The organism is Streptomyces sp. XY006 (assembly GCF_002237655.1).
Lineage (GTDB): Bacteria > Actinomycetota > Actinomycetes > Streptomycetales > Streptomycetaceae > Streptomyces > Streptomyces levis.
Map to the genome: position 1 here is coordinate 152,016 of NZ_NOKT01000006.1, position 14,220 is coordinate 166,235.

Here is a 14,220-nt window from a genome sequence, read left to right on the forward strand (position 1 = left end):
GGGAACGGAACCACCAGCGGGGGCCACTTCGAGTGGCCCCCGCTGTCCGTGCGTTCCTCGTGCGCCTGCCGCCTCAGGCCTGCTGCCCCTCGCCCTCGCCCACCAGGGCGGTCTGCATGAGCCGCTCGCGGCGGCGGGCGATGTGCAGGGCCCGGCCCGGGGGCAGGTTGCGCGGTTTGGCGTTGCCGAACAGACGGCCCTCGGTGGGCGGGCAGGACAGCAGCACGGCCGGGTTGTTGGCCTCGTCGAGGCGGCGCAGCAGGCCGTCGCTCAGGCCGCGGCCGGCGCCCATGGCGCTGCGGGCGACGACCAGGTGCAGGCCCATCTCGAAGCCGAGGGTGAGGTGCTCGAAGAGCGGCTCGAAGGGGCTCTGGAAGGCGTTGCCGGAGACCATGTCGTAGTCGTCGACCAGGATGAACAGGCGCGGGCCGCTCCACCAGTCGCACTGGCGCATCCGTGCGGGGGCGATGTCGGCGCCGGGGACGCGGGTCTTCATGGCGCGGGCCGCGCCCTCGACGGTCTCCTTGAGGTTGTCCAGGGAGATCACGTGCCCGATGCGGTACTCCTCGGGCACGGTGTCCACGAGCGTGCGCCGGTAGTCCACGACGATGATCTTCGCCTCGTTGGGGGCGTAGCGGGCGGTGATGCCCTCGGAGACGCGGCGCAGCAGGTTGGTCTTGCCGCTCTCGGTGTCGCCGACCACGATCAGGTGCGGGGTGCGGCTGAAGTCGTGCCAGACCGGTTCCAGGGCGTCCTGGTCGATGCCGAGCGGCAGCCGCATGCCGCCGCCCTCGGTGGCCTCGGGCGCGGGCAGTTCGGCGAGCGGCAGCCGGTGCGGCAGCATCCGGATCTGCGGTGCGGACGGCCCGGGCCAGTGCCGCGCGACCTCGGCCACCAGATGGGCGACGCCGTCGCCGAGGTCGTCGAGGGAGCCGCTGCCGTCGAGTCGGGGCAGCCCGGCCAGGAAGTGCATCTTGGTGTCGGCGGTGATGCCGCGGCCGCCGCTGCGGGGCACGGAACGGGCCTTGCGGGTGTCGATCTCGGAGTCCATCGGGTCGCCCATCCGCAGCTCCAGGCGGGTGGCGGCCTGGTCGCGGACCTGGGCGGACAGCTCCACCCAGCGCGTGGTGGTGATGAGCAGGTGGATGCCGTAGTTGAGGCCGCGGGCGGCGAGTTCGTTGAACTTCGGGATGAGGTCGTCGTAGTCCTGGCGGACCGTGGACCAGCCGTCGACCACCAGGAAGACGTCGCCGAACGGCTCGTCGGGGAACTCGCCGGCGGCCCGGCGGCGCCGGTAGGACTGCATGGAGTCCAGGGTGTGGTCGACGAAGAACTGCTCGCGGCGGGCCAGCAGCGTCATCACCTCGGCGACGGCCCGGTGCACCCGCTCGGGGTTCAGGCGCGCCGCCACACCGCCGACGTGCGGCAGCCCGGCGAGCTGGGAGAGGCCGCCGCCGCCGAAGTCCAGGCAGAAGAACTGGATCTCGGCAGGTGTGTGGGTGAGGGCGAGGGCGCTGATCAGGGTGCGGGCGAGAGTGGACTTGCCGCTCTGCGAGCCGCCGGCGATGGCGACGTGGCCGCCGGCTCCGGACAGGTCCACGATCAGCGGGTCACGGCGCTGTTCGAAGGGCTTGTCGACCAGGCCGACGGGGACGCGCAGCTTGCCGGTGCCGGGCCAGCCGGTGGCGGTGAGGCCGCGCTCGGGGTCGGGTGCGATGCCGGGCAGCAGGGCGTCGAGTGGGGACGGCTCGTCCAGGGGCGGCAGCCACACCTGGTGGGCGGCGGGGCCGGAGTCGCGCAGCCGGTCCAGGGCCACGTCGAGCAGGGTCTCCTCGTCGCCGGTCTCCTTGGTCTCCGGCTCGGGTTCGGGTGCCGCCTCCAGGGTGCGCGGCACGACCCAGCCGCTGGTCCAGGGGACGACCTGGCTGGCCACCCGCGCCTGGACGACGGCGCCGGTGCGGCGGCGGTAGGTGCCGGAGGAGTAGGCGGCGCGGAAACGGGTCAGTGCCTCGACGCCGGACTTCAGGTAGCCGCTGCCGGGCTGCGCGGGCAGCTGGTAGGCGTCCGGGACCCCGAGCACGCCGCGGCTCTCCATGGCGGAGAAGGTGCGCAGGCCGATGCGGTAGGACAGGTGGCTCTCCAGCTGGTGCATGCGGCCCTCGTCCAGGCGCTGCGAGGCGAGCAGCAGATGCACCCCGAGGGAGCGGCCGAGGCGGCCGATCATGACGAACAGGTCCATGAACTCGCGGTGCGCGGAGAGCAGTTCGCTGAACTCGTCGACGACGACGAAGAGGCTGGGCAGCGGGGTCAGGTCGGCACCGGCGGCGCGGGCCCGCTCGTACTCCAGGGCGGAGGTGTAGTTGCCGGCGGCGCGCAGCAGCTCCTGGCGGCGCATCAGTTCGCCGTGCAGGGCGTCCTGCATGCGTTCGACGAGGGCGACCTCGTCGGCGAGGTTGGTGATGACGGCGGAGGTGTGCGGGAGTTCCTCCAGGCCGAGGAAGGTGGCGCCGCCCTTGAAGTCGACGAGGACGAAGTTGAGCGTCTCGGAGGAGTTGGTCAGGGCCAGGCCGAGGACGAGGGTGCGCAGCAGCTCGCTCTTGCCGGAGCCGGTGGCACCGATGAGCATGCCGTGCGGGCCCATGCCGCCCTGCGCGGACTCCTTGATGTCCAGTTCCACGGGGCGGCCGTCCACGCCGACCGCGACGGGCACCCGGAGCCGGGCGGAGCCGGTGTGCCGGGCGAAGAGGGTCTGCGGGTCGTGCCGGTGCAGGTCGGGGATGCCGAGCAGGGTGGTCAGTTCGACGTCGGTGTCCAGGGGCTGCGCGATGTCGGTGCCCAGGCTGATGCGGCGGGCGGTGAGCAGCCGGGCCAGTGACTCCGCGCCGAGCGGGCCGAGCCGGTCCGGGCGGCCGAGCGGCACGGAGCGCTCCTTGCGGCTGCGGTCGGTGCGCACCAGGCTGACCCGCTCGGGTCCGACGGTCAGCCGCAGTGTGTTACGGCCGGGTCGCCAGCGCAGCGCGCCGGAGACGTCGAGCACGACCGCGTTGCGGTAGCCGTGTCCTTCCCAGCGGTGTCCCTCGGGGACGGTGACACCGTCCAGGACGACGACGGTGTAGGGCTCGTCGCGGCCGGGGCGGGCGTCGGCGTCGAAGCCGGGGCGTTCGGCGAACTCGGCGCCGAGCAGGTCGTCCAGCTCGGTCAGGTCGGCGGTGATGCGGCGGACCTGGCCGGCGCCGTCCTCCTCGTGCGGGTGCAGGGCGTGCGGCAGCCACTTGACCCATTCCCAGTCGGGTCGGCGTTCGTCGCTCGCGCAGACCGCAAGCCACAGCTCCTCGGGGGCGTGGAACACCGCGAGCTGGCCGAGCGCGGCGCGCACCAGGGCGCGGACGGCGTCGCTTCCCCCGTTCCCGGCCGGGGCGCCGGTGGTGCCCGGCTCTGCCGACGGGTCGCCGGAGGTCTCCTCGGGGCGCAGCAGGATCCGGGCGGAGGAGCGCAGATAGAGACCGAGGGGCTGGTCGGGGATGGTGGAGTAGGCGCGGATGAAGCGGCGCAGCGCGTGGGCGCACAGCGGTTCGAGGTCCTCCACGGGGCGGGTGGAGACCGGCTGCAGGGTGAGGGCGAGCTGCTGTTCCCCGACCGCGAGGCGGACCTCGCCGAAGTCCTCGTCGGCGGGGCGGCGTTCCCACAGCCGCGAGGTGCGGGCGAGCGAGCGCAGTGAGGCGGGCTCGGGGTGGCGCCAGGCGAGGGCCCGCTGTTGTTCGACGATGGTGGTCCGGACGCGCTTGCGGATCTGGGCCAGGTAGCGCAGGTAGTCGCGGCGCTCGCCCCTGAGGCGCTGCTTGCGCTCGCTGGAGCGGCGCATCAGCTGGCCCAGCAGCATGGCGGCGGCGGACAGGGCCATGACGCCCATCGCCAGGTAGATGAAGACGCCGTTGCCGCCGCCGGGGCGCAGGAACATCAGCATCATCGACACCGACATGAGCGCCATCGGCAAATAGGTCCATATCGCCGAGGTGTCCGGAATCGTCTCGGACAGGACCGGCGGTTCCTGGAGGGTCAATTGCCCCTCGGGCATCTCCGGTCCGCGCCTGCGGGCCGACCGGCGAAACAGCACCACGCTCAAGGGACAGAACCTCCGGGTTCACTGGGCTTTCGGCCCGCTCCGAATGCCGCTGCGGGGCGGTAGCGGGAAGTGTCGCACCGGGCCGACTCGTGCTGGTTTCCGGGCACGGCGAAAAGCGGGTGCGTGTCCGGGCGGGAAGGGGCGGTCAACTCCATGGGTGGATCGGCTCCGTGTCCGGCGCTGGTCCGGTCCGCAGCACAATCCGGCGGGCGTCGGCAGTAGTCTGCATTCACCCGACGCGACCTGTCCACGCGGGGAGGGTGCTTGCGGTCCTGTGTGGTGCAATTCCCCTTCCCCGGGCCCGTGTTCTCGGCCCGCATATACCTTACGTACTCTTCACCCGTCCCTGATTGCCCGGGGGACGTTTCCCTGCCAAGCCCCCCACGGAAGACGAGAGTTCAGCTGATGACCGACAGTGCGGTGGCCGAACTGTGCCGCCTGACCGTACGTGCGCCGAGCGTCTCCGTCGATCTGGCGGTGCCCGCCGACGTGCCGGTCGCCGATCTGCTGCCCACGCTCCTGCGCTATGTCGGCGAGGAGGCCGAGGAGGCCGGACTCGACCACGCCGGCTGGGTGCTCCAGCGGCTCGGTGACGCCCCGCTCGACGAGGAGACCACGCTCGCCCACGCCGGGCTGACCGACGGCGAGGTGCTGTATCTGCGCCCGCACACCGAGGCGTTGCCGGAGGCCCGGCTCGACGACCTGGTGGACGGGATAGCCGACACCACGGGCCGGCGGCTGCACGACTGGCACCCGGGGGCGGCCCGCGGCCTGCTGGTGGGGACCGCGGTGGCGACCGTGATGACGGCTCTGCTGCTGGTGTTCTGGCCCGGGGTGAGTTCCTCCGTGCGGCCGGTCCACGCGGGGGTGACCGGGCTGCTTCTGCTGGCCGGCGCGGGGACGGCCAGTCGCGCGGTCGGGGACCGGCTCTCGGCCGCGGCCCTCGGTCTGCTGGTCGCGCCCTGCCTGGCCGTGGCCGGCTGGGTGCTGCCCGGGGGCGATCCGACCGGCCCGGACGCGGCGCAGGTCGTCGGGGCGCGGCTGCTCGCGGCGGGTGCCGCGGGCGCGGGCGGGGCCGTCCTCGCGCTGGCCGCCACGGCGGTCGGCGCACCGGCCCTCACCGCCACCGCCGTCGTCTCGGTGGCCGCCGCCGTCGCGGGGGCCCTGATCGGCTACAGCGGCCTGGACGCGCCGGCCTCGGCGGCGCTGGTGGCGACGGTGGTCGCGCTCGGCGCCGGCGCGGTGGCGCCTTTCGCCTTCAAGCTGGCCGGTATGCGGATGCCCGCGCTGCCGTCGTCCGCCGGTCAGCTCCAGGAGGGCATCGAGCCCTACGCGGGCAGCGAGGTCGCCGAGCGCACCGAACTGGCCGGGCGCTGGGTCACCGCGCTGTTCGCCGCCACCGGCGCCGTCGCGGCGGCCGCCCTGGTGGTCCTCGCCGAGCACCCGAACCTCCCCGAGGTGCTCACATGCCTGGCGCTGAGCCTGCTGCTGCTCCTGCACAGCCGCGGCCTGGTGCACATCGCCCAGCGGCTGGCCCTCGCGGTGCCGGGGGTGTGGGGTCTGCTGCTGCTGGCGCGCGCCTGGGCCCTCGACAGCGGCGACACCGGCCGCACGGTGGTGACGGCCGTCCTGCTCGGCGCCGCGGCCGCGCTCGTGGTGGCCGCCTGGGTGGTGCCCGGCCGCCGGGTGCTGCCGTACTGGGGCCGGGCGGCGGAGCTGGCGCACACGGGCCTGGCGGTGGCGTTGCTGCCGCTCAGCCTGTGGGTGGCGGGCCTGTTCGGCTGGCTGCGGGGGCTGTTCGGCTGAGGTCCGGACACCGGTTCACCGAGAACGAGTTGAGGAGAGGCTGTGCAGTCCAAGCGCGACCAGGTACAGGCCCACGCTTTCATGATGGGCAGGCTCAGCTCGGGCCTGCTGACGGCCGACCCGGACGCCCCGGAGAGCCCGCTCGGACGGACCACCCGCGGTGTGGTGTTCGGCGTGCTGTTCACCGTCCTGATCGGCGCGGGCGCGACCGTGTACGGCCTGCTGCGTCCCGGCGGCAACGACGGCTGGCGGGACGGCGAGCACCTGGTGATCAACCGTGACACCGGTGCCCGATACCTGTGGACGGGCACCGACGGTGTGCTGCACCCGGTGCGCAACTACGCCTCCGCACGGCTGATCGGCGGCTCCGACCTGGAGACCAGCGACGTGGGCACCGCCTCGCTGCGAGGCACCCCGGTGGGCGCCCCGGTCGGCATCCCCGGCGCCCCGGACACCGTGCCGGACGCCGGTCAACTCGACGACGGGGCCTGGCACATGTGCGTCACCGGGCCGCAGGGGGCGCTGCCCAGCACCTCCCCGGCCGCGACGGACACGGGAGTGAACAAGCCCGGTGCCACCACGGTGGTCGCCGGGGCGCCCGTGAATTCTCGCGGAATGGACGGTGACCGCGCGGTGCTGGTGCGCGGCCCGGACGGCGTGGAGTACCTGGTGTGGCGGGGCAGCCGACTGGCCCTGGACCGCGCCTCCGACGCCCGCAACGCCCTCGGCTACGGCTCCCAGCGGCCGATGCCGGTCTCCGCGGCCTTCCTCGACGCGCTGGCTCCCGGTCCCGCGCTCAGCCCGCCCGAGGTGCCCGGGCGCGGCGAGGCGGGTCCCGAGCTCGGCGGCGAGGCGAGCCGGATCGGCCAGCTGTTCAAGGTGAGCGTGCCCGGTGGGGACAGCACCTACCACCTGCTCCAGAGGGACGGCCTGGTGCCGCTCACCCGGCTCGGGGCCGCCCTGGTGCTGGGCGATCCGGCCACCCAGCAGGACGCCTACCAGGGGAAGTCGCCCGAGGTGCGCACGGTCGGCGCGGACACCCTGCGCGAGCACCGGGCGAAGGACGCGCCCCCGGCCGGGTCCGCGGAGCTGCCCGACGCCCCGCCCGCCGCGCTGTCCACGCCGCGGGGCAGCGCGCTGTGCGCGAAGGTGGACGGCGCGGACGGCGGCGTCCGCATCAGCTCGGTGCTGGTGCCGTTGACCCAGCTCGCCCCCGTGGCGGTGCCGGAGGGCACCGACGAGCCGCTGGAGCCCGCCTGCGCGCCGCCGGACGCGGCGGTCGTGCGGCCGGGGCACGGCGCGCTGGTCCGGGCGCTGCACGCGAGCGGCGCCGCCCACGCGGGCACCACCTACCTGGTGGCGGACAACGGCGTGAAGTACCGGGTCGCCTCCAAGGACGCGCTCTCCGCGCTCGGTTACGAGACCGGGGACATCGACTCGGTGCCGGCGCCACTGCTGGCCTCCTTCCCGACCGGAGCGGACCTGGACCCGGCCGCCGCCTCCGGGGCCGCCAAGACCAGGGTCACGGCCCCCACGTGCACGACCGGTGAGCGGGAGGACGAGCGCGCGGCGGGCGGCGAGCGCACGGCGGAGGGCGGGGCGGACAAGGCCGACACAGTCGGCACCCCGCAGTGATCCGGACAAGGGACCCGTACACACCGAACGAAAAGGAATGGGGCGGCGGCAAGGGCGAATTCCAGCCGAATTGAAGCGCGGTGGCGCGTAGTCGGCGGGGCCGGGCGTGGACACCGGGCGCGGCGAAACAACCGCCCCCGGCCCCCGCCGCCACCGGAGGCCGTCACAAGAAATGCCCGAAGCCGGGAAGAAAGCTCAAATAAAGCTCAGAGAATACCGGCGGGCAGTCTCGCGAAATCACCGCGGGCTGCGCGGACATTTCGGAAACGCGCCGTCGCGGTGACCGTTTGCCGCCTTCGAGTGCCCGCTTCCTGCCCGTATCGCGCGGCACGGAGGAAAGACGGCCGCGCACGCGTCGGCCGGACAAGCCGATACCTTCACCCCGACGAAACCTCCTCGCAACTCGACTTGTATGTAAGGTCCTTGAAGAAGCGACCGAAGCTCAAAAACAACCCTGCGCGCGTTGCGCGGAACGCGAGGTTCTCTTTAGCCTCGGCGAGCAACGTGGTGATCAGGACTGGCTCGAACGAAGGGAGCGCGACGTGGCGGACAGTGCCGCGAGGAAAGCGGATTACGCCAAGGGCTTGGGGGGCGTCTCGTCCCTGGAGTCGGCCCGGACCCAGGTCGAGAAGATCCAGACCAACGTGGCGGAACTGGCCGCGCGTTCCGGCGTCGGCGGCGACGAGGGCCAGGCCCTCCTCAAGCTCTTCCGCAGCTGGAACGCCGAGGCGCAGAAGGTCGTCGTCCAGATCAGCAAGATGATCGACGCGCTCCAGGAGAACGTGACCTCCGCCGACCGTCTGGCCAAGGAGAACCAGGACCTGACCGAGGTCCTCAACAGCAAGACCACCCAGGGCGTCTTCGAAGCACTGCTCTGACTTCCCCCTCCGGCATCGGCCCTCCGGACGAGGCCGGACCCCGTGAGCTTCCCGGGCCAGGGCGCCCGGCCACCCGAGAGGAGACGTCATGGCCGACGGCATCATCGACGTGCAGTATCCCGTGGTCCAGCGGGCCATCGAGGATCTGCGGGACCAGACCCAGCAGATCATCAACACCCTCAACACCCTGGAGGACGAGCTCAAGCCGCTCGTCAGCTCCTGGGAGGGTTCCGACCAGCAGATGTACGTCCAGGTCCAGGCCGAGTGGGACCAGGCCACCAAGAACATGGCCATGCTGCTCGGTGACAGCGGCGAGCTGATCCAGAGCATCCACGACAACCACTCCCGTGACGAGCGCAGGAGCGCCGACAACTGGGGCAACGTCCGGGCTCGTTAGCACCGGGCCGGGCCGGCTGGCACCGGTCCGGCCCCTCACCGGTACGGTTTCCCGCGCTCCGGACGCCGGGCGGGAGGCCGTGCCGGTGCCGCCCGCCCCCCGTCCGGCACCAAGTCGCAGGAGGACGTCCCATGGCCGGTGAGAAGGCCGACGTCAAGCACTTTGATCTCAAGCAGATGGAGAACTTCCGGGACAACGAGGTGCAGCCGGTGTACACCGCCGCGAAGAAGCACCGCGAGGACGGCGACGGCGCCCACATCCGCCCGCTCGGCCACCTCATCGACGGGCACACCACCCCGGGCAACCTGGACCAGAACCAGCAGCTCCTGCGCATCGGCAAGATGGTCACCGAGCCGCTGGTGTCCGGCCCGAAGCTGATCGAGGACGTGCGCGCCGCGGCCGAGTCGATCGACAAGCTCCTCGGCGACCAGATGGAGCTCTTCAAAGAGCTCAAAGAGGCCCTCAGCGACACCATCGACGAGGCCAACAAGACCAAGGACAAGAACCTCTCCGCCATCGACGCGCAGACGCTGCTGATGACCTTCGAAGAGGTGGACACCCTCACCGCCGGCGGTTCCGGCGGGACCAACGACGAGACCTGACATCACGCCGCGCGTGCCGGCCCCGCTCCCGGACCGACCGGCACGCCCCGTGGCACACCCGGCTGCACACGGCATGAGGACGCCGTGCACCGGCACGGATGACAGGCACCGACCAGAAAGGGCGCCCGGTGGCCGATCGGTACGATCCCAACTCCGTTGCGAACCTCGACAAGTTCGACAACGCCAGCGATCCGTCGTCCGACACCTGGGCCACCCTGGTCACCCACATCACCGGCTATCCGGTACCCGACCGCGCCACGATCTTCGACACCCTGCGCTCGGACCACGGCGGCAAGCTGTTCCGGATGGACATCAAGGACCGCAGCCTCAGCCTGCTCGTCAAGGACTCCGGCTTCCTGGTGAACACCGGCGAGGACTACGACATCTGGTTCTTCGACCGGGGCAAGAAGACCCAGATCAAGCAGGCGCGGATCGTCTTCGAAGGCCGGGTGAAGGCCGGCGAGGAGATCATCTTCGCCAATCCCAACGCCGACAACGTGCACGACGCCCAGGTCCGTGAGGGCAACGAGTTCACGGACTACAACAAGGACAAGATGAGCACGATCCCGCTCGCCCGGTACATGAACGGGCCGCGGGCGGCGCTCCTCGCCCTGCTCGGCGGCAGCACCCAGGACGCCCGCTTCAGCAACCTGGGCGTCGGCGGCGGCGACGTGGTGGACCTGAACTCCTTCGACACCGCCGGCGAGTCCTTCGACTACGCGGCCAAGTTCTTCAAGGACCACGCGGTGGTGCTGAAGGACTGGGAGGACCGCTTCGGGCGGGACGACGCCAGTTGGAAGGGCGAGGCGGCCGAGGTCTTCCGCAGCCTGCTGAAGAAGATCCGCGAGAACTACGACAACTACGTCGAGACGTTCAACTCCAGCCCGGGCTCCGGCAGCGAGACCGGCACGGGCAACACGGTCTACTCCCGCGCCCTGTCCCTGGGCCGCAAGTACCTGGAGGACGCCGCCGACACCCTGCTGAAGGCGTGGCTCGACTGGGCCAAGTCCCCCTACTACGACCCGCACCAGGTGCTGCGCTACGTGCTGGACGACCTCGCCCAGTGGGTGGACGCGAACAACGTCGCCAAGACCGACATCAAGGTGTCGTACTCGCGCTACAGCAGCTCCACCTACCACACGCCCCAGGCCGGCTTCCTCCAGGAGCATCCGGAGTACGGCGACCTCACCGACATCGCCAACTGGGCGAAGGTCGGTGACAAGGCGGTCAAGATCTGGACCCAGGGCGTCGACGAGTACCTGGGCAAGCCCGCCGCCCAGGTGCAGTCCTCCCTCAACAACCACTTCCTCGATCTGGGCAAGGACTTCTCGGAGAACCTGCCCGAGCCGAAGTCGACCACGACGGCCGCCGACGACTACGAGAGGAAGAAGCTGGAGGACGAGAAGCGGGAGATCAACCGGCAGAACGAGGAGAACCGCAAGTACCAGGACGAGTTGCGCGCGGAGCAGGAGCGTCAGCGCGAGGAGGACCGCAAGTACCAGGAGGAGCTGCGCAACGAGCAGAACCGGCAGCGCGAGGAGGACAAGAAGTACCAGGACGAACTGCGCGCGGAGCAGGAGCGCGAGCAGGAAGAGGCCAGGAAGTACCAGGAAGAGCTGCGCAACGAGCAGAACCAGCAGCGTGACGAGGACAAGAAGTACGCCGACGAGCTGCGCGAGGAGCAGAAGCGCGAGCAGGAGGAGGCCAAGCGCGAGGCCGAGGAGCAGCGCAAGGCGATGGAGGAGAGCCTCGGCGGCCTGAACGACCCGAACGGGCCGCAGCAGCAGAGCCTCGGCAGCCTCGACGACCTGCTGAACCAGAACATCCCGGTCACCGGGAGCCTCGGCGACGTGAACGGCACGGGCGGCGACGGCCAGGGCACGCCGGGCGGCATCCCCCCGGTCACGAACCTGGGCAGCCTCGGCGGGCTGAACAACGGCCCCGGCGGTACGAACAACAACGCGGCCGACGACACGATCACCCAGAGCCTCGGCAACCTCGGCGGCCTGAACAACGGCCCCGGTTCCTCTCTGCGCACGCCGACCGGAGGCAGCACCCAGCTCGACGGCGGCAAACTCACCACCGGTTTCCCGGACGGCAGCAGCACCTCCTTCGATCCGGACACCGGGGTGCTCACCACCACCCACCCGGACGGCTCCGTCACCACCACCGACCTCGGCAACGGCGCCACGGTGACCAACCCCGACGGCTCGACCACCACCCTCGGCGACGACGGCAAGCTCACGACCACCTTCCCCGACGGCACCACCCACACCGTCGACCCCGACACCGGCCAGGCCACCACCACCCGCCCGGACGGCACGACCACGACGACCGACCTGGGCAGCCTCGAAGGCATCAACGGCGGCGACGGGGTGCTCGACACCCCGACGGGCGGCAACACGCAGCTCACCAGCGGCGGCGACCTCACCACCGAGTTCCCCGAAGGCGGACGCTCCTCCTTCGACCCGGACACCGGGGTGCTCACCACCACCCACCCGGACGGCTCCGTCACCACCACCGACCTCGGCAACGGCGCCACGGTGACCAACCCCGACGGCTCGACCACCACCCTCGGCGACGACGGCAAGCTCACGACCACCTTCCCCGACGGCACCACCCAGACCGTCGACCCCGACACCGGCCAGGCCACCACCACCCGCCCGGACGGCACGACCACCACCGAGAACCTCGGCAGCCTGGGGGACCTCAACGCCCAGAACCAGCTCGGTGACCTCGGGGATCTCGGCGACCTCGGGAATCTCAACCCCGATGTGACGACCGAGTCGATCGGTGATCTCGGCGATCTGAACGGCTTCGACATCGACCGGTCCGGCCTGGAGACGCCCACCGGGGGGCACACCTCGCTCGACACCGACGGCGACTTCACCACCACGTTCCGGGACGGCAGCGAGAGCGTCTTCGACCCGGACAACGGGATGCTCACCACCACGCACCCGGACGGCTCCACGACGACCACCGACCTCACCCACGGGGCGAAGGTCACGAACCCGGACGGCTCCACCACCCGCCTGGACAACGGCCTGCTCACCACGGACTTCCCCGACGGCAGCAGGCAGGTCATCGACCCGGACACCGGAGTGGCCACGGTCACCGATCCGCAGGGCCGCACCGAGACCGTGGACCTGCGCGACCTCAACGCACGTGGTGACGGCGGCGGTTCGGACATACTCGACGGCCTGGGCGACCTGAACACGACCGGGGGCGGGAGCGACTTCACCACCTCCCGGGACGTGCCGCTGTCCGACCTGGGCCTCGGCGGAGGCAGTGGCTTCTCCGCCGGCACCGCGGCTCCCGGCGGCCTCTCCGCGGGCGAGTCCTTCGCCGCGGACGGTTCCGGGGGTGCCGCCCCGCTCTCGGAGAGCCAGGCCACTCCGCTCAGTCCGGCTGCCCTGGCCGGTGCCCCCGGCAGCCCCGGCATGCCCGGCAGTCCCGGCATGCCCATGGGCGGCATGGGCGGCATGGGTGCGGGCGGTGAGCGGGGCAACGGCGAGCGGGTGCGCGCCGTCCTCGTCGACGCGGCCGAGGAGAGCGAGCGGCGCAACCGCCGTCGGCGCAGCCCGTGGAACCGCCAGGAGGACGACGCCACCTTCCTCGCGCCGGCCTCCCGGGTGTCGACCACCGGCGGCGAGTCCTCCGAGGAGGAGGCGGAACCGGGCCGCAGGGCCACCACGTCCGCCGACTACCTGGAGGAGGACGCGGACGTGTGGGGCACCGACGAAGGCGGCGCGCCGGCCGTCATCGGCCGGTGACCGGCGCGGTCGGCGCACCACCGAGCGGCCCCGGGTTTCCCGTCGGGAGCGCAACGAGGCAAGATCAGCAGGACAGTTGACGGTCCGGGCGGCCGGACCGAGTGACGGGGACGGACGTCCGCCCGCACGCACGGATGGACGCAGAAGGGAGGGGGCGAGCGTGACGGAACCGCTGGAGAAGCGCCTGGAGAAGGCGATGGCCGAGCTCCAGGCAGCCCAGGAGGCGGTGGCACGCACCGAACGCGAGCTGCGGCAGGCGTCGTTCGCGGTGCTCTCCTCCGACCGCGCGGTCAGGGCGACCGTGGGCCCGCAGGGCGAACTGACCGGGATCGAGTTCCTGGAGCACAAGTACCGCGACATGTCTCCGCAGGAGCTGGCCGCCAGCGTCCTGGAGGCGGCCGGTGCGGCGCGACTGAAGATGAACCGGCACGTGATGAAGGCGATGGCTCCCTTCACCGAGCCCAGCAGCAACGTGCCCGAGCTGAAGGGCTTCGAGGTCGACTGGGAGCGGATCTTCGGCCCCGAGGTGCTGCGCGACGACGACGAGGACACGGCACGCGGCGCCGAGCAGGGCCCCGCCTGGCGGGACGCGCTCGACGAGGACGGGGAGGACTGAGCGGTGGGACAGCGGTACTACGTCGACCCGCACCGTATCGAGGCGCTGGCCGGACAGCTGGAGGAGATCGGCTCCCTCGCCCGGAGCATGACCGAGGAGTTCCTCGACGAGCTGGCGCCCACGGTCCGCTGGCCCGGCACCGAAGGGGAGTTCGCCGAGAAGGCCAAGCCGCAGGAGCAGAAGGAGCGGCAGACCACCAAGGACACGATGATGTCCATCCGCGACGCCCTGGTGGGCATCACCGACGCCACCCTCGCCCAGGTGCGGATGATGAAGGACACCCGCGACCGCAACATCGAGGGCATCGAGCAGCGCAACAGCCGGATCGAGACCGACGGGCTGAACGGCGACGGGGGCCCGACCGGGCATGGCCGCCGCTGACCCGAGCCG

General features: G+C 71.7%; 9 protein-coding genes. 8 read left to right on the forward strand and 1 reads right to left on the reverse strand.

Features of this window, described 5'->3' with window-relative positions:
* Positions 1-73 precede the first annotated feature (73 nt).
* Positions 74-4,075, reverse strand: a complete 4,002-nt coding sequence (gene eccCa, locus CHR28_RS09540) for a type VII secretion protein EccCa (protein WP_094053079.1) — start codon at positions 4,073-4,075, stop codon at positions 74-76.
* Positions 4,076-4,528: 453 nt separating this feature from the next.
* On the opposite strand from eccCa, the gene eccD reads away from it, so the two are divergent.
* The 8 genes from eccD to CHR28_RS09580 all read left to right on the forward strand — a co-directional run bounded on the left by eccD (position 4,529) and on the right by CHR28_RS09580 (position 14,211).
* On the forward strand, positions 4,529-5,929 hold the full coding sequence (gene eccD / locus CHR28_RS09545) for a type VII secretion integral membrane protein EccD (RefSeq protein WP_094053080.1): 1,401 nt from the start codon (positions 4,529-4,531) through the stop codon (positions 5,927-5,929).
* A 42-nt stretch (positions 5,930-5,971) separates the two neighbouring features.
* Positions 5,972-7,564, forward strand: coding sequence for a type VII secretion protein EccB (gene eccB, locus CHR28_RS09550; protein WP_094053081.1), 1,593 nt, complete (start codon positions 5,972-5,974; stop codon positions 7,562-7,564).
* A gap of 542 nt (positions 7,565-8,106) precedes the next feature.
* Positions 8,107-8,442, forward strand: coding sequence for a hypothetical protein (locus CHR28_RS09555; RefSeq protein WP_094053082.1), 336 nt, complete (start codon positions 8,107-8,109; stop codon positions 8,440-8,442).
* Positions 8,443-8,530: 88 nt separating this feature from the next.
* On the forward strand, positions 8,531-8,839 hold the full coding sequence (locus CHR28_RS09560; protein ID WP_094053083.1) for a WXG100 family type VII secretion target: 309 nt from the start codon (positions 8,531-8,533) through the stop codon (positions 8,837-8,839).
* A gap of 131 nt (positions 8,840-8,970) precedes the next feature.
* A complete protein-coding gene (locus CHR28_RS09565; RefSeq protein WP_094053084.1) occupies positions 8,971-9,441 on the forward strand; it encodes a type VII secretion system-associated protein in 471 nt (156 codons plus the stop codon).
* Between the two features lie 128 nt (positions 9,442-9,569).
* Entirely contained in the window at positions 9,570-13,214 is a 3,645-nt protein-coding gene (locus tag CHR28_RS09570) for an AAWKG family protein (RefSeq protein WP_094053133.1), read from the forward strand.
* Positions 13,215-13,374: 160 nt separating this feature from the next.
* A complete protein-coding gene (locus tag CHR28_RS09575) occupies positions 13,375-13,830 on the forward strand; it encodes a YbaB/EbfC family nucleoid-associated protein (RefSeq protein WP_094053085.1) in 456 nt (151 codons plus the stop codon).
* Between the two features lie 3 nt (positions 13,831-13,833).
* Complete coding sequence (locus CHR28_RS09580; protein WP_094053086.1) at positions 13,834-14,211, forward strand: hypothetical protein; 378 nt, start codon at positions 13,834-13,836, stop codon at positions 14,209-14,211.
* Positions 14,212-14,220: the final 9 nt, after the last annotated feature.